General features: G+C 35.5%; 18 protein-coding genes. 10 read left to right on the top strand and 8 right to left on the bottom strand.

The genetic code is table 11. The features are described 5' to 3' along the window. Positions 1 to 12: 12 nt before the first annotated feature. Genes DU508_RS04225 through DU508_RS04205 form a run of 5 tightly spaced genes read right to left on the bottom strand, consistent with a single transcriptional unit; the run spans position 13 to position 5,258 of the window. Positions 13 to 1,110, bottom strand: coding sequence for an efflux RND transporter periplasmic adaptor subunit (locus tag DU508_RS04225; RefSeq protein WP_115401568.1), 1,098 nt, complete (start codon positions 1,108 to 1,110; stop codon positions 13 to 15). A 6-nt stretch (positions 1,111 to 1,116) separates the two neighbouring features. Continuing rightward, positions 1,117 to 2,388 carry a TolC family protein gene (locus DU508_RS04220; protein ID WP_199562637.1) on the bottom strand — a complete coding sequence of 424 codons (1,272 nt, stop codon included), beginning with the start codon at positions 2,386 to 2,388 and terminating at the stop codon, positions 1,117 to 1,119. Between the two features lie 56 nt (positions 2,389 to 2,444). Continuing rightward, on the bottom strand, positions 2,445 to 3,797 hold the full coding sequence (locus DU508_RS04215; RefSeq protein ID WP_115401567.1) for a sensor histidine kinase: 1,353 nt from the start codon (positions 3,795 to 3,797) through the stop codon (positions 2,445 to 2,447). After that, entirely contained in the window at positions 3,797 to 4,474 is a 678-nt protein-coding gene (locus tag DU508_RS04210) for a response regulator transcription factor (protein ID WP_115401566.1), read from the bottom strand. Before DU508_RS04210 ends, DU508_RS04215 begins: the two co-directional genes overlap by 1 nt. Before the next feature lie 52 nt (positions 4,475 to 4,526). Further along, positions 4,527 to 5,258: an NUDIX hydrolase gene (locus DU508_RS04205; RefSeq protein WP_233509390.1), complete on the bottom strand. Its 732-nt coding sequence runs from the start codon at positions 5,256 to 5,258 to the stop codon at positions 4,527 to 4,529. A gap of 120 nt (positions 5,259 to 5,378) precedes the next feature. Between DU508_RS04205 and DU508_RS04200 the strand changes: the two genes are divergently transcribed. Beyond that, positions 5,379 to 6,428: a UDP-glucose--hexose-1-phosphate uridylyltransferase gene (locus tag DU508_RS04200; protein WP_115401565.1), complete on the top strand. Its 1,050-nt coding sequence runs from the start codon at positions 5,379 to 5,381 to the stop codon at positions 6,426 to 6,428. Between the two features lie 16 nt (positions 6,429 to 6,444). After that, entirely contained in the window at positions 6,445 to 7,596 is a 1,152-nt protein-coding gene (locus tag DU508_RS04195) for a galactokinase (protein WP_115401564.1), read from the top strand. Between the two features lie 43 nt (positions 7,597 to 7,639). Here the strand turns inward: DU508_RS04195 and DU508_RS04190 are convergent, their stop codons facing one another. After that, complete coding sequence (locus DU508_RS04190) at positions 7,640 to 8,896, bottom strand: Na+/H+ antiporter (protein ID WP_115401563.1); 1,257 nt, start codon at positions 8,894 to 8,896, stop codon at positions 7,640 to 7,642. A gap of 79 nt (positions 8,897 to 8,975) precedes the next feature. After that, positions 8,976 to 9,290 (bottom strand): RNA recognition motif domain-containing protein, encoded by a 315-nt coding sequence (locus tag DU508_RS04185; RefSeq protein WP_115401562.1) that lies wholly within the window; start codon positions 9,288 to 9,290, stop codon positions 8,976 to 8,978. Positions 9,291 to 9,567: 277 nt separating this feature from the next. Between DU508_RS04185 and DU508_RS04180 the strand changes: the two genes are divergently transcribed. The 3 genes from DU508_RS04180 to DU508_RS04170 all read left to right on the top strand — a co-directional run bounded on the left by DU508_RS04180 (position 9,568) and on the right by DU508_RS04170 (position 13,839). After that, entirely contained in the window at positions 9,568 to 12,081 is a 2,514-nt protein-coding gene (locus tag DU508_RS04180) for a beta-L-arabinofuranosidase domain-containing protein (protein WP_115401561.1), read from the top strand. A 71-nt stretch (positions 12,082 to 12,152) separates the two neighbouring features. After that, positions 12,153 to 13,016 (top strand): OmpA/MotB family protein, encoded by an 864-nt coding sequence (locus tag DU508_RS04175; RefSeq protein ID WP_115401560.1) that lies wholly within the window; start codon positions 12,153 to 12,155, stop codon positions 13,014 to 13,016. Positions 13,017 to 13,236: 220 nt separating this feature from the next. Then, positions 13,237 to 13,839 carry a hypothetical protein gene (locus DU508_RS04170; protein ID WP_115401559.1) on the top strand — a complete coding sequence of 201 codons (603 nt, stop codon included), beginning with the start codon at positions 13,237 to 13,239 and terminating at the stop codon, positions 13,837 to 13,839. Between the two features lie 30 nt (positions 13,840 to 13,869). Here DU508_RS04170 and DU508_RS04165 read toward each other — a convergent pair whose 3' ends face one another. Then, the gene (locus tag DU508_RS04165) at positions 13,870 to 14,391 is read right to left on the bottom strand and encodes an RNA polymerase sigma factor (RefSeq protein ID WP_115401558.1); all 522 of its coding nucleotides are present in this window, start codon (positions 14,389 to 14,391) and stop codon (positions 13,870 to 13,872) included. A gap of 308 nt (positions 14,392 to 14,699) precedes the next feature. Between DU508_RS04165 and DU508_RS04160 the strand changes: the two genes are divergently transcribed. The 5 genes from DU508_RS04160 to treY all read left to right on the top strand — a co-directional run bounded on the left by DU508_RS04160 (position 14,700) and on the right by treY (position 21,608). Beyond that, the gene (locus DU508_RS04160) at positions 14,700 to 14,933 is read left to right on the top strand and encodes a hypothetical protein (RefSeq protein ID WP_115401557.1); all 234 of its coding nucleotides are present in this window, start codon (positions 14,700 to 14,702) and stop codon (positions 14,931 to 14,933) included. Between the two features lie 96 nt (positions 14,934 to 15,029). Next, positions 15,030 to 15,197: a hypothetical protein gene (locus tag DU508_RS23770; protein ID WP_158542123.1), complete on the top strand. Its 168-nt coding sequence runs from the start codon at positions 15,030 to 15,032 to the stop codon at positions 15,195 to 15,197. Between the two features lie 5 nt (positions 15,198 to 15,202). Continuing rightward, positions 15,203 to 15,706, top strand: a complete 504-nt coding sequence (locus tag DU508_RS04155) for a hypothetical protein (protein ID WP_115401556.1) — start codon at positions 15,203 to 15,205, stop codon at positions 15,704 to 15,706. A gap of 3 nt (positions 15,707 to 15,709) precedes the next feature. Further along, positions 15,710 to 17,584, top strand: coding sequence for a malto-oligosyltrehalose trehalohydrolase (gene treZ / locus DU508_RS04150; protein ID WP_233509389.1), 1,875 nt, complete (start codon positions 15,710 to 15,712; stop codon positions 17,582 to 17,584). Next, complete coding sequence (treY, locus tag DU508_RS04145; RefSeq protein ID WP_115401554.1) at positions 17,577 to 21,608, top strand: malto-oligosyltrehalose synthase; 4,032 nt, start codon at positions 17,577 to 17,579, stop codon at positions 21,606 to 21,608. The genes treZ and treY overlap by 8 nt, the downstream gene beginning before the upstream one ends. Positions 21,609 to 21,632: the final 24 nt, after the last annotated feature.

Here is a 21,632-nt window from a genome sequence, read left to right as displayed (position 1 = left end):
GATGAAAGAATATTACTGTGTTTTTAAGTTTTCGAATAAGAAAACCTGTTTCGATGCAATTACGCGATCGCCAGCTTTTACCCCTTTGCTGATGTATATTTTATCAGCAGTTTTTCTGCCGATCTCTATTTGCTGAATGCGAACTTTATTGTCGGTTCCTAATACCAGTACATAGTTTTTGTTTTCATCAAAAATTATGGCTCTTGAATTTACCACGGGAAGATCAATGCCTGAGCTTGCTGAAACTTTTACGGTTCCAAGCATTCCGGGTTTTAACAGGAAATCAGGATTTGGAATCACAACTCTTGCATTCATCACTTTGCTGTCCTGATCAATAAGGTTATAAATCTTATCAATTTTGCCTTTGAAAACCTGTTCAGGATAGGATAGGGTAGATAGATTAACTTCATCACCTGCTTTAACACGGGAAATATCCGATTCGTAAATATTGATCATTGCCCAGACATTCGAAAGATCGGCTACGGTAAATAAACTTTTATCATTATCGCTGCGTAACTGCATATTATCGGTAACATTTTTTTCGATAACAAAACCACTTAACGGAGATTTTATCGCGTAAAGGCCAGTGTTGCTTCCACCATTTATTTTCAAAACCGAATTGGCTCTTTTTAACTCTGCTTTTTTAATTTGATAATCATTTCTGGCTTCTTCTAACTCCTTAGCCGATGATAATCCGCTTTCATAAAGCTGTTCAGCTTGTTTTAAAGAGCGATCGGCCGTTTTAAGTTCTGCATTTGCCGCAATGACTTCCTTGTCAAAACCAGCCATTTCTGCACTCGTTACGGTTGCCAAAGTTTGTCCGGCCTTTACCTGATCTCCTAATCGCACATTTACGCGGTTAACCGATCCGCTTACCATAGGAAACAGTTCCGATTTACGATCTTCATTGGCTGTGATTTTTGCTGAAAAAATAATATCTGTTTTACCGTTTGCTTGTTGTACAGTATCAATTAAAAGCCTGCTCAGCAAAGAGTCTGTTATGGTAAATTTTTCCGGAGTGGTTTCAGTTTTATTGCGATTACAGCCAAATCCTAAACTTATTGAAGAAATGATTAATCCCCTGATGATATTCCTGTGGATGGTTTGCATAATTGATTATTTGAAAATGTTAGAACCTGTTACATAGTTTAGTTCTGCTCTCGAACTCATTCTTTCGAATTGTAGTTTATTCATTTGAAGAATGTTTTGCTTATAAGATTCGTAGAGGTCGAGAAATTCGATCAGGCTGATGTTTCTTTCCTTGAAATTTTTGATCAGACCAACAATTAATTTATCGAAATCGTGACTAAAAGCCGGATCTATTTCCGCATATAATCTTTCGTTCCTGATTGCTGTTCTATAGCTGTTAAAAACCTCATTTGATAATAGAAGCTCTTGCTTTTTGACGTTGCTCGTTGCAGCATCAATACCAATTTTTGCCTTTTTAATTTCCCCCTGGTTTCGGTTAAAAAGTGGAACCGGAATTTTTAAACCCAAACCCGTATATTTTTCGGGATAATTTCCTTTTAAATCATAACTGAGTGATATTTCAACATCAGGAATAGCCATTGCTTTTTGCAGTTTAAGATTCAGTTCATTGTATTCGAGATCTGTTTTTGCCAGTTTTAAATCAGCTCTGTTTGTTCTGGCAGAATCCAGTAGATTGGCATAAGGGATTTTATCTACCATGATATTTTGATCATCATTTGTTGGTAAAATCAATGATAAACTGGCTGCAGGTGCTAAGCCACAAAGCAATTTTAGGTCTTTGTAATGATCTTCCAGCTCATTTAATACGCTGGCTTGCTCGGCTTTAAGACCAATTATTAACGATTTAATTCTAATCACATCTTTTAAAGCGACATTGCCCATTTTTAATTGAACATTATATGCTTTTAAGAGGCTTTCGGTTGATTTAATCTGATCTTCATAAACTTTAACCGATCGATTTGAAAAATAGGCTTTATAGAAAGTGTTGCGCAATTCGAATTTTAAGGTGCGCATTAAGTCGAAGTATTCTAATTCAGCAAGTTTTATTCCTGTTTGAGCAAGTTTAATGTTCTTGTTGCGCTTGCCGGCAAGTTTAATCAGTTGTGAAATGGAGCCTGCAAATTGTCCGTATTCGTAAGAGGTTTGAAGAAACTTTTTTGTTTCATGATTATAAAAAAGATTCTCATATTCCAATTCCGGATTATCAAACAGCTTTGCTGTGATCACTTCAGCTTTTGCAAGATCAATTTGATAGTTACCTGCAATTAATTCGAAATTATTCTTTAGAAAAAGTAACTCAGCCTGTTTTAAATCTAGTTTTAATGAATCACTCTGTGCAAAGGTTGCTTTGGCTGAAATAGCCATTAAAAGAAGCAGTAACTTACCTATTCTTATCATGCGGCAAAGCTATCTTTGCCGAATTAAACGCGAATTAAATCGAAATTAAAAGCAGATTAAAGTTTGGGTATCACAACGGTAAAGGTATTCTCAAGCCCAACAGAAAGTGAAATTTCTATTTTCCCTTTAAATAAACTGATGATTTTCTGAGCCATGTACAAGCCCATTCCTTCTCCTTTTTGACCAATTTCCGCTGAGCGGGTATAAAATGGTTTAAATACTTCTTCCTGCTCTAGAAACGGTATTCCCGGACCCTGATCGCTGATTTTGATCAGAAAACTTTCATTTGATTGTTCTAATCTGCAAATCACTTTTTGATTTTCAGAAAATTTAAAAGCATTTGAAACAATATTATCTAAAACAATTTGCAGCAAAATGGCATTAGCTAAAACAGTTGGTTTCACGTTGCTTTCCAGGCTGCTAAAAAACTCCAGTTCAAGATTTTTTTGCTCTTTCCATTCTGATTGAATTTTAATTAATAATTCATCCAAACGAATAGGAGAGAGCTGGGAATTAATAAGCTCAAGATCCATTTTTGCCAGCGCAAGCAATCCGGTAATGATGTGTTCCATCCTTTCGGCATCATCCAAAACAGAATGAATGACTTTTTGATAGGCTACCTGATCGCGATCTTTAGATAAAGCCAGCTCAGCAGTCATCATCATCCTGGTCACTGGCGTTCGTAATTCATGCGAAGCATTGGCAACAAATGTTTTTTGCAAAATAAAAGCCTGTTCAAGCTCATTCATCAAATGATTAAAGCTTTTGGCAATCAGATTAATTTCATCTTTTGTGTCATTTTCCTCTACTCTGAATTCCATGTTTTGAGAGCCGATTTGTTTTACCTCCAGCATGAATTTTTTTAATGGTTGCAACATCTTTTCCGCAATCCATCTGCTCAGTAACAGTACAATAAAGGAAATGATCACAAACACAAAAATCATGATCCTGAGCAGCTTAGTTAACCTGTTATGTGAGCCTTGATCGGTTGCAGAAGCCAGAATGACGAAATCGCCCTGATTATCTTTATAATAAATCCCAACAACCTGCCTCTGGCCATCTGAATATTTTAAATGTTTACGTTTTCTAACCTGCTCAATGGTAGATTTTGTCCAGTATTGTGCAGAATCGCCAATAAAAGTTGCCTGATTTTTATAATCATAAATTCTGGTTATTTCGCCACTTAGTTTTTGCAAATATTGGTGGCGAACATCGTTTAAGGCATCTCTGCTAATTTCATCGGCTTCTAAATACAGTTTAGCCGTAACCATGGTTCTATCTGTCAGGCGTTCAAAAAAATCTGCTTCCAAAAATTTCATGAAAGTAAAATATATCATGCATAGCACGGCGAAAAGCATGGAAGTACTAATCAGTGTAAAATAAAGTGCTATCCGGTCTTTTATTCTCATTACTTTAAAATATACCCCATGTTTATTTTGGTGTGAATCAATTTGCGGTTAAAGCCTTTTTCTATCTTTTTTCTCAGGAAGTTAATATAAACGTCGATTACGTTTGTGCCCGTATCAAAGTGGATATCCCAAACTTGTTCAGCTATAAACTGCCTGGACAGTAATCGATTGGGGTTACGCAGGAAAAGTTCAAGCAAAATAAACTCTTTTGCGCTTAATTCGATGTTTATTCCGGATCTGGTTACTTCTTTACTACTGGTATCCATGTATAAATCTTCAAAACTAAGCTGATGATTTGAAGCGCTGATTACCGGAGGTTGTCTTCTCAATAATGCAGAAACACGAGCCAGAAGTTCTTTTAAGTGAAACGGCTTGACCAGATAATCATCAGCTCCGGCATTCAGTCCGGTAACTTTATCATCAACTGTACCCATCGCTGTAAGCATTAAAATAGGAATTTGAATGCCCTTTTCGTGAAGCCCCTTGCAAACTTGTATGCCACTCAGACCTGGCATCATGATGTCGATGATGAGTAATTCGAAGTTGCTGGTTGAAAAGCAATCGAACGCATCTATTCCATTAAAAACGGTTTGGACCTGATAGCCATTCTCCTCCAAAGCAGATTGTAAAAGATCGGCAATCTTTACATCATCTTCAGCTACTCCTATTTTAAGCATGTAGCAAAAATAAATATCTCATCTTAAATCGAGATTAAAATGATCTTATTGATCAGGGCTTTAAGTTTGGAATTAAATTAAGAAAGGCTTGAAAATTAGCATTGTATTTCTTCTTGTCCAGTTTAAAATAGAATGCACCTTTTTTTGAACCCGATTTATCTTTTTCTGCTAATTTAATCAGTAATCCGGTTGAACTTATTTTTCTGCTGAAATTTCTCGTATCTATTTTAGTATCGTTAACCTCTTCGAAAAGGATTTGCAATTGCGGGATGGTAAATTTTTTGGGCAACATCTCAAATAAAATCGGATGTAATGCTGCTTTATACCGTAGTTTTTTTCTTGCATCAGCTACCATTTGGTCATGGTCGAAAATGAGTTTTGGTCTGTCATTAATTAAAAACCATTCGGCATGATAATCATCGCTTAGTTGTGTTTGGTATTTATTAATATCAATTAATGCGAAATAACCAACAGATAAAGTTCTTTCTATAGGATCTCGCTGTGGTTCTCCATAAATTTGAAGCTGCTCTAAATAAATACCTTCTAAACCAGTGTTTTTTTTCAACACACGATTAGCAGCATCATCAGGACTTTCTTGTGCGCCAACAAATCCACCTATCAAACTCCATTTATTTATTTCGGGCTCTAAACCTCTTTTTACCAATAATATTTTCAAATGCTCGCCATCAAATCCAAATACAATGCAATCTACAGCAACTAAATAATGTGGTTGACCAGAATATTCTATCATTTTTATTCGATTAAGCGTTCTTGAAGATTTCATTTTTTACGAAAATAGTAATTATAAATAAATAAATTATTAAATGTCATTTTGACATTTAATAATTTATTTATAGCTTTGCTCAACGCCATTCTAATCAAAGACAGGTAATAATCAAATATAATGAGCAATACATTCGAACTCGATTCAAATCCACATACCCGGTTAAATATTTTAACAGGAGAATGGGTACTGGTATCTCCGCACCGTACAAAGCGGCCATGGCAGGGGAAGGTAGAAGATGTAAGTCCGGATAATCGCCCGGAATACGATCCGAAATGTTATTTATGCCCGGGAAACGATAGGGCAGATGGCGATGTAAATCCAGATTATACAGAGAGTTTCGTTTTTAAAAATGATTTTTCTGCACTGTTGGAAGACACTCCTTTAGCTAATTTCAATGAAGATGATTTACTGGTAGCCAACAACCAAAAAGGGCTTTGCAAAGTGATTAGTTTTAGTCCGAAACACAATTTGACACTACCTGAAATGGCGTTGAGTGATATCGAGAATGTAATATCATTGTGGCAAAAGGAATTTAATAATCTGGCAGAGAATGAATGGATTAAATACATTCAGATTTTCGAAAATAAAGGCGAAATAATGGGTTGTAGTAATCCGCATCCACATGGGCAAATCTGGGCACAAAGCGATATCCCAATGGAAATTATAAAGGAAACCGAGCGACAAAAAAGTCATTACGCGGTACACCGTAAAAGTTTGCTTTCTTCATATCTTGAACTCGAACTTAAAAAACAAGACCGAATAGTTTATGAAAATGACCACTTTGTTGTTTTAGTTCCCTTTTGGGCAGTTTGGCCTTATGAAACCATCGTTATCTCTAAAAGACATGTAACCAGCATTAAATTTTTTACCGATCATGAAAAGAAATCGCTGGCTGATGCGATTAAGATCCTAACGGTTAAATACGATAATCTCTTCGAAACCGCTTTTCCTTACTCTGCAGGTATGCACCAATCGCCGGTAAATCACGGAGATCATCCTGAGTGGCATTGGCATATGCATTTTTATCCACCCTTATTGCGTTCTGCAACAGTTAAAAAATTCATGGTTGGTTATGAAATGTTGGCTAATCCACAAAGAGATATCACACCGGAGTTTGCAGCAAACAGATTGAGAGAATTACCATCAGTACACTATAAAAATAAATAAAACTCTGATTTAGATTATGGATATAAAACGTTTAAAGGCCACGTTTAAAAATATTTTTAAGGCTGATCCAATTTTAGTAAAATCGCCTGGCCGTATAAACATTATTGGTGAGCATACTGATTACAATGATGGTTTTGTGATGCCAGCAGCAATAAATAAGGCTATTTATGTGGCTGTTTCTAAAAGAGACGATAATGAAATTCATCTTTACTCAGAAAGTTATCAGCAATTTCATACTTGTTCTATAACAAACATTTTGAAATCAGAAAAGGGATGGGCAAATTATGTTCTTGGAGTGGCTGATCAGTTACAGAAAAGAGGATATCATTTTTCAGGTTTTAATCTTTATTTAGATGGAAATGTGCCTCTTGGTGCTGGTTTATCATCTTCTGCTGCGCTTGAATGTGCAACGGCCTTTGCCATTGATCATTTAAATAATCTTGGTATTGCCAAAATGGATCTGGCTTTAATTGCTCAAAAAGCAGAGCATGTTTTTGCTGGTGTTAATTGTGGTGTCATGGATCAGTTTGCATCGGTTTTTGGTAAAAAAGATCAGGCGGTTTTGCTTGATTGCAGATCTATGCAATATCAATACATTCCCTTAAAATTGGATGGTTATAAGCTTGTTTTGTTCAACACTAATGTTAAACATTCTCTTTCTGATTCTGCCTACAACGAAAGAAGATTTCAATGTGAGCAAGGCGTAGCCTGGGTAAAAGAATATTTTCCGGATGTAAACAGCCTACGTGATGTTGATTTGATCATGCTAGATGAAGTTGTAAAACCGAAAGATACGGAAGTTTATCAAAAATGCCGTTATGTTGTTGAGGAGATTGAGCGGGTTGGCAAGGCCGCTGAAAAACTAAAAAGTGGAGATTTAACAGCTTTAGGGCAATTGATGTTTGCAACCCACAAGGGCTTAAGTCAAGCTTACGAGGTAAGCTGCAATGAACTGGATTTTTTAGTTGATTTTGTTAAAAATGTTGATGGCGTACTGGGTGCACGGATGATGGGTGGTGGTTTTGGCGGCTGTACCATTAATATTGTTAAAGACGAAAAAATTGCAGACCTGATTGAAAAAATCACACTTTCTTATCACAAGGAGTTTAATTTAAACCTTGATTCTTATGTGGTTGAAACCGATAATGGATCAGAATTAGTGCTTTAATAAAAAGAAATGATCTAAAGGGATGAAGATTGGCTTGATCCCTTTATTGATTTTTCGTATCTGAAGTCAATTTTTTAACCAACCATGGAAGCGTTAATCCCTGACCAATTAAGGTAAATAATACCACTACAATTGATATAAAAATTATAGCATTTCGTTGAGGAAAAGCTGTGCCATTTTTTAATGTAATTGGTAAACCAATCGCTATTGCCAATGAAACTATTCCCCGCATTCCAGACCAGCTGATGATTAAACTGTTTTTAAAATCCAATAATGCATCCTCAGAGACCCGTTTATTCCCTTTATTAAATGCATTTTGAAGATTCCGTTTTTGCAGAAAAACATTCATGATCCGGAGTAATAACGCAACAATGGTAATCACAAATGAATATCCGATATATGCCACGATATCGCTGCTTTCGAAACTCTTATAAATGTACGGAAACTGTAAACCGATAAGAATAAATATTAATCCATTTAAAAGGAAAATAATAATGTCCCAAATGTTTTTAGATTGATTTCTAAGCTTTTCGGGAAAAACCTTGTTACTGAATCTCGAAATTCCTAAACCTAACATTACCACAGCAATCACGCCAGAAACATGAACTTCTTCGGCGATCAGGTAAGTAACAAATGGCATAAGTAACATAAAGCTAATCGTGGCCAGGCTATTCTGTTGAATTCTCTTGATAATAAAGGCCAGAATTTTTGCCATGAACATTCCAACCAAAAAACCACCTGCCATCAATATGACAAATTCAAGCGATGCTTTCCAGAAAACAAATGCTGTTCCGGTAACAGCTGCCACGGCAAATCGATAAGCAACTAATGCCGATGCATCGTTTACCAAACTTTCGCCTTCCAGAATGGTATTGGTTTTATGAGATAAACCTAATCCTTTGGTAATGCTCATGGCTGCAACGGCATCAGTAGCAGAAAGTATGGCGCCCAAAACAAAAGATAGCGGCCAGGACATTCCCGGAATTAAATAGTGAGCCGTAACACCGATACCAAGTGCAGTGATAAAAACCAGCGAAATGACCAGCGTAGAAATGGTATTGATATTGGTTTTAAAATCTTTAAATGAAATATTAAAAGCAGCATCATACAATAAAGGAGGTAAGAAAATCAAAAATATAATTTCAGGATTGATATCAATAGGTGGTAAAGATGGGATAAAACCAACAGCTATTCCTGCAATGATTAATAAAACGGGATAAGGGATTTTAATTCGATCGGCTATGGCTGAAAGTCCGATCATTATCGCCAAAATAAATATAATGATACTATAGTTTTCCATATTGAAATAAAGGCTTACCGGGTATCACAAATTTTATCGTAACGAGCTGTATATTTCGTTAAATTCTGGTAAATGTAACTTAACGCTGCATTCTTGGACGTTTACCTTTGTGCGGTTGCGCAGATTTAGGTTTAAAAACTTTTTTAGGAGCCGATTCTTCGCACAACTTAACGGTAATGATATTTCCCTTAAAACCTTCTCCATTTAGCATAGAGATAATATTGTTTGCGTCGGCAAGGCTCGCCACTTCTATAAAAGCGTAACCTTTACATTTTCCTGTTGCCCTGTCTCTAACAACTTTAATTGTTTCAATTTTACCATGGAGGCTCACAAAAATTGCCAAGTCCATTTCCTGAATATTGTCTGCAAGACCACCTACAAAAAGCTTAACCATAAAGAGAAAGTTACTTTAGGAAAATTTACGTTTTTAAACTTAAAGTTTAATAAAATACGATAATATAAATAATGCTGCAAAATAAACATTATAATACCATAAACAAATCAATTATAACTAATAAGTTTTAAAATGAATAAAAATTGATTTTTATTAAATGATTTATAGGTTAAACTACTTAATCTTAAATATAATTTATTTGGTAAAACGTTTTATGTTGTTATATTATATCCTATTTTTATGAGAGATTCATAGATCCATTAATTTTCTAACCAATATGATTTATAAACGCTTTAAAATTTCAATAATAATTTCAGCGATTGCTTCATCTCTGTATGCTCAGGATAAACCATTCGATTTCAATAAGGCTCCTTTAAAACAAAATGTTTATGTGCAATTGCCATTGGGCAGTATCAAAGCCCGGGGTTGGTTATTAAAACAATTAGAACAACAACGTGATGGTGCAACAGGGATGGCAGAAGAATTATATGCAGAAAAAGATAATCTTGGAAAAGATACAGATTGGTTGGGTGGAACAGGGAATAGCTGGGAACGTGTTCCTTATTATGTAAAAGGATTGGTTGCCTTAGCATACACGCTTAATGATGAGAAATTAAAGGAAAAGGCAAAAAAATATATCGATTGGACATTAAACAATCAACAACCTAACGGTTTGTTCGGCCCGCAGAAAATGAAAGATTGGTGGCCGCGAATGCCGATGATGTATGCATTGCAAAGTTATTATGAAGCAACAAAAGATAAAAGGGTAATTCCTTTTCTGTCAAAATATTTCAAATATGAATTGGCAAATCTTGATGCTGATCCACTGAATGAGTGGGGAAAATCAAGAGCGGCTGATAACATGGAAATTGCGATTTGGCTTTATAATAAAACAGGAGACCGGGATTTGATCAGGCTGGTTGAGAAGTTAAAGCAACAGGCATATCCGTGGATTGATATCTACACCAATAACCAATTCTATTTTTTTGGCGATGACTTTCAGCCAAAACACATGGTTAATGTAGCACAAGCTTTAAAATTCCCAGTTGTATATGCTCAGATTAATGATACAAAAGCTAATCTTGATGCTTTTACCAAAGGCATTAAACATATTATGCATGATCATGGTCAACCACAGGGATTAGGCTCCGGAACTGAGTTTCTATCTGGAAGAAGTTCTACCGGAGGTGTGGAAACCTGTACAGTTGTAGAATGGATGCAAAGTTTAGAAACGGCTGCTAAAGTTATCCATCAGGCAAACATAGGCGACCAGCTGGAGAAAGTAGCATTTAATGCCTTACCAGCTCAATTTAGCAGGGATTTTAAAAATCACTCTTATTATGCTTTGCCAAACCAGGTATTAAGTGTAAATGGCGGTCAGGGTTTTAATCAGGATTATGGTTCGGGCCTGATTTCCAGTCCGTATTCTGGTTACGGATGCTGCAGGTACAATATGCATATGGGCTGGCCATATTTTGTGAAAAACAGTGTGGTAGCCACACCTGATCAGGGCCTGGCATTAATTACTTATGGCCCAATGGAAATAGAAACTTTGGTTTCGGGTAATGAAAAGATTAAAATAGCCGAAGAAACCAATTATCCTTTTGATGAGCAAATTACACTGAAAATATCGCTGGCCAAACCCACATCGTTTCCATTTACGTTTCGCATCCCAACCTGGTGTATCCAGCCAACCATTAAAGTAAATGAAAAAACTTTGAAAGGAGTCAAAGCCGGAGAAATGTTCAGGATTGATCGTCAATGGGCAAACCAGGACGTACTGGAACTGAATTTTCCAATGGAAATCAGCACCAGAAATCAAGTTAATAATTCCATAAGTATTGAGCGTGGACCGATTGTTTATGCTTTGGAAATTAAGGCAAAAAACAAATTGATCAAAACGCATACTGTAAAAGGATTTGCTGATTATGAAATTCTTCCGGAATCTCCCTGGAACTACGGTTTATTGTTAAATAAGGGAAAGCTGAATAAATTGTTCAGTGTAGTAAAATCTACCATGCCCGAAAATCCGTTTGTTGCCGAAGTTGCTCCTATAAAACTTAAAGTTCAGGCAAAAAAAATCCCTTCATGGAGTTTAACCTATAACCAGATCGCTGCTTTTGATGTTCCATTTAGTCCGGTGGTATCAAACGAAAAACCAGAAGAAATTATGCTGGTGCCTTTTGGATCTGAAAATATACGTTTAAGTTGCTTTCCAACCATTGGCAATTCAGAAAAAATACACGGCAGTTTATCAGAGAATTTTGATAACGGGATTCCACCAAACTGGGTATTTTATGGCGGAGGCTGGTTTTGGAAAGATGGAGCTGTAAATGCTTCATCAAACGCAGGCTCTGGCGGTTATGGAATAAATGGTTCAAAATATGTAGCCAACAATACTGATTTTCATGATTTTACCTATCAGGCGAATATTAAAATAACCACTGATGGAGATGCAGGCTTGATCTTCAGGGTTACCAAACCAGCAATCGGACCTGATGCATATCAGGGGTATTACGTTGGATTAAGTGCTTCGGGGAAAGAAATTCAAATTGGAAAAGCAAATGGTAAGGAATGGACAGTACTTGATCGAATTAATTATCCTGTAGAGATGAATAAAGTTTATGAAATAAAAATTATGGCTAAGAATAATAAAATTGATATTTTTATTGATGATTTTACAAAGCCGCTTCTCACGGTTAAAGATGATCAATATCAAAGCGGAAGCATAGGTTTTAGAACTTATAAAGCTTTGGCAACTTTCGATTCTGTAAAGATTAACAGTCTTTAACAAACTGGAAAGGGCATTTAAAACATTACGGCAAGGAATTTGTTTAAAATTAAGCTAAAAAAAATAAGATTATGAAACTTTATAAATCAATCCCAATAATGCTCTTTTCAATTGTTCTTATTTCTGGTTGTGTGAGCAATAAGAAATATACTGAACTTCAGGATACTTACTCAAAGTTGAGAGAAAGGAATCAAGAGCTTAGTAATAAATACCAGGACAGCCAGCGCGAACTTTCAGGCGCCAGCAGTAGGGTTAAAAGTTTAGAAGAACAAATTTCTTCAGAAAGGGCAAATGTTTCTGCACTACAGGATGCTTTAAATAAATGTTTAAATTCGAGTAACCAGGGTAATGTTAACATTTCTAAACTGGTTGATGAAATCAACAGTTCAAACAAATACATTAAACAATTAATTAATGCTAAAAATAAAAGTGATTCGCTTAATATGGTGTTAACTAATAATTTGACCCGTTCTTTAAGTAGAGAAGAATTAAGTGAGGTTGATGTTCAGGTATTAAAAGGAGTGGTTTATATCTCACTAGCTGATAACATGCTTTACAAATCTGGTAGTTACGAAGTAAACGATAAGGCTGGCGAAACATTAAGCAAAATTGCTAAAATCATTAAAGATTATAGTACTTATGATGTATTGATTGAAGGTAATACTGATAACGTACCAATTTCACAAACCAATATTCGTAATAATTGGGATTTAAGTGCTTTACGCGCATCATCTGTTGTTCAGGTATTACAAAACAAGTATGGAGTTGATCCTAAGCGATTAACTGCGGGCGGCAGAGGTGAATTTAATCCGGTTGCTGATAATGCAACTACTGCTGGTAAGGCTAAAAACAGACGTACACAAATTATCATTACGCCTAAACTGGATCAGTTTATGGATTTGATTGGCAAGGCGCCTGAAACTTCACAGCAATAAAACTAAAATATAATTTTAAAAGGGCCTGTATCAATTACAACATGATCAGGCTCTTTTTTTAAGTCCATTAGTAATGAGAGCGATTTTATCGCTGTTTGATAAATAATAACGAACCTCACATCGAAATATAGCGTTTGGCGCAGATATAGGAAGTAGATTTTTTCGAAAAATAAAACAAAAACATAAATGCTATGATTATTATAAAAACAGTAGCATTATTATGGATATAAAAGAATTTATTCCTGAACAATTGGTTGGGCAACAAACAGATGCGGTTGAGCAGCGTAGTTTCTCTAACGAAACAGAAGCTAAAGAATTTTATCAACTTGCTAAAAGCCGAATGTTAAATGTTGGTCAATGGCATCAGATTTCTAAGATGGAGGCCAGTGTTTTCAATCTCCTTGATTCTGATGGAAAGCAGGTAAACCGAAACGTAAAAGTTGGCGATTTTGTCAGCATAGATATTCCAGGGCCCGGTACAAAAATTGGTAACGGTAATGATTATATAAAGGTTGAGCATCTGGAAGAAATTAGTGATGGCGAGGATGAGTCTGTTTTTTATATGAGATTTCGTCCATCTGCGCCGCCCGGAAAACCACGCGATAAAACAGCACATTTCTTTAAGGCTGATGCCACATCAACTTTTATGGTTACCAGAAAAGCGAAAACGGTTTCTGCTGAAGTTCATGGGCGTAATGAAATTCCGAATATGAGTACAGATAAATTAATTGATAAAGCCAGAAATACGATAATTGCAGTGTCAGGATTCCTTGGCATATCGGTATTGCAATGGAAATTGCTTGTAAAAGGTGTGTTAAGTTAGCCTGAAAGCTCCAACTGACTAAACGCTCAGTTATAAATCGCTGCCATCTTTAGCATACATTTTCAAGTATTTTTTAAGCATTTCACGGGCTACATGGATTCGTGTTTTTACCGTTCCCAGCGGTATCTGTAACTCATCGGCAATTTCATGATACTTAAAACCTTCAAAATATTTAATAAATGGAATGCTATAAGCCTCCGGTAAATGATCAAGCGCTTTTTGAATATCATCAACGATCATTTTACTCACACTTCCGTTTTTTTCTGCACTGAGTAATAAATTGGCCGAAGAAATGTCGTCATCCTGCGTAATTAAGATTTTGGCTTTCGTGTTTTTTCGATAATTATTAATGAATGTATTTTTCATAATCACAAAGAGCCAGCCTTTGAAATTCGTTCCTTCTTCAAAATTCTGGTAAAACCTAATCGCCTTTAACATGGTGTCCTGAACAAGATCATTCGCATCTTCTACATCTTTTGTGAAATTTAAGGCATGCAATCTAAGTGATGAAGAATGGCTGTTAACCATGTTGTTAAATTCAATTTGAGTCATGATATTTCTGGTTAGGATGATGACCTGAATTTCAACAAATGTTATACCAATTGAAGGGGGTTGGTAAGGGGAAATGCTTTCTTAAAAGCATATAAACATGTTTAAGCTCATGTAGGCTTATATTTAATTAGCACGGTAATATTTTCGTGAATTGCATTTTTCAGTATTTATACTCAATTAAATTCCTGCTGTTTTTGGCAATATTAACTATCTGCTCCTATTTTAATACAGTGCAGAATGATGCGCTCTAAATTTTAAATCAAACATTTTATAATGTTTTCCGCTTATTCTTAAATAAAAATTAAATTATGGAAGAGTTAATTGATCTGTTAAATCTTTTCTTAGGAAAAAGAGTTGAAAGCATTAAGCAAAAAGGGCCTGCTGAAATAGAAATTACAGTAAATAAGATAGAAGATGTGGAAGGTTTATCTGAAGAATTAAAAGCCCATATTGTAGAAATCATTGATGAAAATACTTTAGCTAAAATAAGTTTTGTAACATCTGATGGTCAGGAGATTGATAGCTTTTCGCTGAATCAATAGTTGAAAGATTAGTTTTTAAAAACGCTTGATATGGATGCTGAATTCTAAAACCTTTTGATTTTGATTATTGTTTCAGTTAAATAAACACGAGGTATTATGGCAAAATCTGACAGTAAAAAAGGTAGCGATGAAGATAAAGCAATTGCCGCTGTTGGCGCTAAAAGTGAGTTTGAAAAAAATAAATCAGCTAATAGTGGAGAAAATGAGAGGCAAGTGAAAGAAGAAATGAACATTAGAATGAATAAGGCTAAAAATAAAAAGTAAAAATTATGGCTTTTTACAGGTTAACATTCTTATTTATCGCAATTGTAACCTTATCCGCTTGCAAAAACGACGGTTTAAGTGATTATAAAATTGAAAATACCACATTTGTTTCTACAGTAAATTCCGAATTGATTTTTCAGCAACAGCTTAATCTGGAGTTACAAAAAAACGCGAACGATAATCATTTGGTTAATCTGGGGTTAAAAAGGACAAGAAATTTGGAAAACTATTTATCCGAACTAAAATCTCTAACCCTTGACATTGATTGGCAGATGGTAATGCTTTCTGATCAACAGAAAAATAAAATTGAACAATTACAAAAATCAACCTCAGATTACAAGATTAATTTGTTCTCCATGCTGGTAGAGAGTGATCAGAATATGATCGGCTACCACGTAAAAGCGATAAATCCAGAAGGTTTAAAAAATACCGATGTAAGAATATGGGCAGAGAATAAGGTAAATTATTTACAACAGAATTTAAGAGAAACGCAGGAGCTTAAGCCATAGATTATGGAAATTGACATTCGGGAGCGAAAGATAGGTTTAAGGTTTTTAGATTGCGGTAAAGCTGAAATTTGGCTTTGGGCACCATACGTAATAGCTGTATCGGTATTGCTTCCTGATCAGGATTTGAAATTGCCAATGCTTAAACAAGAATTTGGTTATTGGTTTCTTCAAACTGATCAAATCAGAGAAACATACGAATATGGTTTTGAAATTTCACATTCAGATGAAACAACGCAAAATCAATCAGAAATAAAACAATTAAGAAGAGCTGATCCTGCATCGGTTTTTCAAAAAAATGGCGTTAACGGTTATTCAACAGCACTAAATTTAAAATCGTTTAATTGGACTGATCAAAACCGGAAGGGTATGTGTTTAGCTGATTTCGTTATTTATGAGCTGCATACCGGAACTTTCACGCCAAATGGAGATTTTGCATCCATTGAACAAAAACTGGATTATTTAGTTGATTTAGGGATAACAGCCATTGAAATTATGCCTGTATCTCAATTTCCCGGAGGCAGAAACTGGGGCTATGATGGCGTTTATCCGTTCGCGGTTCAAAATACTTATGGCGGACCAATGTCCCTGCAACATTTGGTAAATGCCTGTCATGAAAAAGGCCTGGCCGTAATTTTGGATGTGGTTTATAACCACATGGGGCCGGAAGGAAATTATTTTAACGATTTTGGACCCTATTTTACCAATAAATATCAAACACCATGGGGCAATGCTATAAATTTTGATGATGCTGACTGCGATCCTGTGCGTCATTATTTTATCGAGAATGTATTAATGTGGTTTCGGGATTTTCATATCGATGCGCTAAGATTAGATGCTGTTCATGCCATTAAAGATTTTAGCACGAAACATATTCTTGCCGAAATAAAGCAATACGTTGCTCAACTTTCTGCATGGAGTAAAAGAAATCACTACCTCATCGTTGAACTTGATTTAAATGATAATAAATACATCAATCCTTTAGCAGAAAAAGGCTATGGCATGGATGCGCAATGGATTGATGAGTTTCATCATGCACTGCGGGTAACTGCAGGGCAACCACAACAAGGTTATTATTCAGATTTTAATGGTATTGAAGATTTGGCAAAGTCTTTTCATGATGCTTATGTGTATGATGGGCAATATTCTCCTCACAGGAAGAAAAAGTTCGGTATAAAAGCTACTGAGAATGAAGGAGAGCAATTTGTGGTTTTTTCTCAAAATCACGATCAGGTCGGGAATCGTATGCTTGGCGAGCGAACCAGTAAGTTAGTGAGTTTTGAAATGCTGAAGCTTATGGCCGCTGCAGTGATATGCAGCCCTTTTCTACCACTAATTTTTATGGGAGAAGAATATGGAGAAACAAATCCATTCCAGTTTTTTATAAGCCATAGCGATAAAGATTTAGTTGAAGCAGTAAGAAAGGGAAGAAAAGCAGAGTTTGCCGCATTTCATGATGATCAGAATATACCAGATCCTCAAAGTGAAGAAACCTTTAATCGTGCCAAGTTAAACTGGGATAATTTAAAAAAGGAAAAGCATCAACTCCTGTATACTTATTATAAATCAATTATCAAGCTGCGCAAATCATTGCCCGCCTTGTCAAAGCTCAACCGAAATCATTTAAATGTCGATGTATTTAAAGATCAGAATTGCTTGATTCTTAATCGCTGGGAAGAAAAACAAAAAATAATCTGTCTGATGAATTTTTCCAGACAACAACAGATTTTGTGTGTCACAAATACATTCGATCACAAATTAATATTTAATTCTGCGGCTCAGGAGTGGGGTGGTAAAGATGAAAATTGCAGCACTTTTCCTAAAAATGATATTTCTATTTCTCCTGAATCGATTCTAATTTTTATAGCGCCAAATGTTTAAGCCAACTTCTACTTATCGTATTCAATTTCATAAAGATTTTAATTTTAAATCACTGGATAAGATTTTACCTTATTTAAAAAAACTTGGTATTGATACGATTTATGCCTCTCCCATATTTGAGGCGGTTAATGGCAGTACTCATGGTTATGATATCGTAAATCCTCATCGTATAAATCCTGAAATTGGCACAGAAAAAGAATTGCTGGCCATTTCAAAAAAATTAAAGGCTGCGGGAATAAATTGGTTACAGGATATTGTTCCAAATCACATGGCCTTTCATCAGGAAAATAAATGGTTAATGGATGTATTGGAAAAAGGAGTGGAATCTTCATTCGCATCATTTTTCGATATTGATATTTCAAATCATCAACAGCTGATGGTCCCGTTTTTAGGCGATGATTTAACTGAAGTAATTGATCAATCGGAGCTAAAGATCGTACAGATTAATAAAAAACACTATCTCAGTTATGGTGGAGCAAACTGGCCGTTGCGCTTGTCATCTGAGAAAAAACTTAAGAGAAAGAGTTTAAAGGAAATTAATGATAAAACAATCATAAAGGAAATTGCAAATGAACAATTTTATCGGCTTTGCAACTGGCAGGAAACCAATAGCACTATAAATTATAGGCGCTTTTTTACTGTTAATAGTTTAATTTGTTTAAACATTCAGGATGACGAGAATTTCAATCTTTATCATGAATATATATTGGAACTGGTTCAAAAAGGTGTGTTTCAAGGCATAAGAATTGATCATATTGATGGGCTTTATGATCCGAAACAATATTTAGATCGCTTGCGCAAAGCTGCGGGTGATGATATTTATATCGTTGTCGAAAAGATTTTGGAACTTAATGAACAGATGCCAGATGATTGGAATGCACAAGGTAATACAGGCTACGATTTTTTGGCCATGATGAATAACCTGTTCACAAATCAATCGACCAAAAGAAATTTCGATCATATTTATAAAAAAATCACGGGTAAGGATTTAGATCCTCAAATGCTTATTAAAGAAAAGAAAACCGCTATTCTTTTTGACCACATGCAAGGTGAACTTAATAATCTCCTTGAATGGTTTATCTCTTTGAATTTGGCGCCAAAAGATGAAATTGAAGCCATTGGAAAAGAGCAGTTAAAAACCGGAATTGGAGAAATGCTCATCCAAATGCCTGTTTACCGGTATTACAATTATGATTTTCCATTGGCTCAGGATGATCATGTAAAGTTAAAAACCTTGTTAAGTGGAATTAATAAGAATAAAGTTGCTGAGTTTTTAAAAAAGATTTTTCTTGAAAAACCAAAGAGAGGCAATAAACTTTACAATCAAAAATTAACCAGATTTTATCAAAGGTTAATGCAATTTACAGGGCCTTTAATGGCAAAAGGGGTGGAAGATACAGTAATGTTTACCTATAACAGATTTGTAGGGCACACTGAAGTTGGAGATGCTCCGGATGCCTTTGGTTTAAGTGTAGCCGAATTCCATGCAAAAATGATAAACCGCCAATTACACTGGCCGCTTTCATTGAACGGCAGTTCGACCCACGATACGAAAAAGGGGGAGGATGTTAGGGCACGATTAAATGTATTGACTGATCTTCCTAATGAATGGGCACAGGTAGTAAACAATTTTATAGCTGTAGTTGAAAAATTAAAGAAGGATAATAACACTTTCAGTGATGTACATAAAAATGATTCCTATTTAATTCTTCAAACGATTTTAGGAGCCTTGCCAATGCCTGGAGAAGAGGAAGATAATCTTCCTGGACGCCTGCAGCTATATATTGAAAAAGCCTTAAGAGAAGCTAAAAAACGATCAGACTGGGCTGAACCCAATGATGATTATGAACGATTGGTAAAAGAATTCGCAGCTAATTTGTGGAGTGAAAGAGGAGAGAATTTCAGCATCATTACAGAATTTTTGAATAGAATAGCAGATTTTGGCATCATAAATAGTTTAGCACAGCTTGTGTTGAAGTTCACTTGTCCTGGTATTCCCGATATTTATCAGGGCACAGAACTTTGGGATTTAAGTTTAGTTGATCCCGATAACCGAAGGCCTGTAGATTATCCTAAGCGCAAAAAATTTCTTGCAGATACTCAATCGGTTGAAGTGTTGTGGAATGAACGTTATTCTGGCAAAATAAAGCTATGGCTAACCAGACAGTTAATTAACTTCAGGAAACAAAACGCCGATGTTTTTATATCCGGTGATTACATTCCTTTGGAAATTAAGGGAGTTTATGCTTCAAATGTGTTTGCTTTTGCAAGGAAACATCACGATCACTGGATTTTTATAGTTGTGCCGCTGGGCATGGCAGCGATAGCGGGCAATGAAAAAGTTAACAAATTTGACTGGCTCGACACTCAGGTTATCCTTCCTGAAAAAGCACCAACAACCTGGAGTAATGTAATATCAGGCAAAAACGATGTAAAGGATTTTCTAAATGCAGGGATATTATTAAATCAGATATTCGATGAAATTCCAATTGGAATACTTGAATCGAAAACCAGAGAAAATCAAAGATCTGCTGGTATTTTAATGCACATTACATCACTGCCATCTAATTACGGAATTGGAGATTTTGGTTCTGAAGCCATGCAATTCATTGACTTTCTTAAGGAGACAAATCAAAGCTATTGGCAGTTATTGCCACTCAATCCAACAAAAGCAGAGAATGGTCATTCTCCTTATTCAAGCAACTCTGCCAAAGCGGGAAATGTATTTTTAATTGCTCCTGATGGATTGGTTACCCGCGATTTATTGACAGAAAAAGATTTGGTTTTGGCCAAATTACCCGTAGATGATAGAATTGACTTTCAAAAAGTAGAAAAACTGAAGGGTAACTTGCTTAAAAAGGCGTATAAAAACTTTATTAAATCGAAAGATTCAGGACTTCTGAATGAATATTATCAATTTTGTGAGCAGGAGAGAAATTGGCTGGACAATTATGCAATTTATTGTGCCATTAAAAAGAATCATCAGCATTTAGAATGGTACAAATGGCCTCGTGAATTCAAAATAAAAGATCATAAAACAATTTTATCATTTGCTGAAAAACATTTTTCGGAGATTGATGAATTTAAATGGCAGCAATTTGTTTTTTTCAAACAATGGGTCCAGTTAAAAGAGTATGCAAATCAGAATGGAATCAAAATTATTGGCGATCTTCCTTTTTATCTGGATTACGATTCAGTTGAGGTTTGGTCGCAACCTGAGCTTTTTAAGCTTGATAAAGATTTGAAACCAACTCAAATTGCAGGAGTTCCACCAGATTATTTTAGCGAAAAAGGACAGCTCTGGGGAATGCCGGTTTTTAACTGGCAGGAAATGAAGCGTAATCGTTACGATTGGTGGATAAAGCGTTTAAAGAAAAACATGGAAATGTTCGATTTATTGCGCCTCGATCATTTCAGGGCATTTTCATCGTATTGGGCAGTTCCCGCAGAGAATGATGACGCCATAAATGGGACATGGCAAAAAAGCGTGGGTGCTGATTTTTTTAAAACAATACAAAGCGAGTGGCCCGAATTGCCTTTTATTGCTGAAGATTTAGGAGAAATTACCGAAGATGTAGAAATATTGAGAGATCGGTTTAAACTACCTGGAATGAAAGTACTACAATTTTCTTTTGGAACCGATCTGGTTTCGTCGCCTCATATCCCTCATAATTTTAATACGAAAAATTGTATGGTTTATACAGGAACACATGATAACAATACACTAAAAGGATGGTTTACTCAGGAAATTGATGATCTGACAAAGCAAAGAATAAACAAATATATAGGGAGTGAAGTGAATAAAGACAACATTCATCAAAAAATGATCAGGCTTGCATATTCCTCATCTGCAGAAATAGCCATTATGCCAATTCAAGATGTTTTAGGCCTCTACGGAGAAACAAGGATGAATACTCCAGGAAATGCACAGGGCAATTGGTTATGGCGGTTAAACACAGCAATGCTACCCCCTGTCAAAAAATGGCTAAGTGAAATGGTTGAAGTTTACGGAAGGATGAAATGAATTGTTTCTTTAAAAAAGATATTT

Origin of the sequence: Pedobacter chinensis, from assembly GCF_003339865.1 — a bacterium.
GTDB lineage: Bacteria > Bacteroidota > Bacteroidia > Sphingobacteriales > Sphingobacteriaceae > Pedobacter > Pedobacter chinensis.
This window is presented reverse-complemented; position numbering and strand designations above follow the sequence as displayed.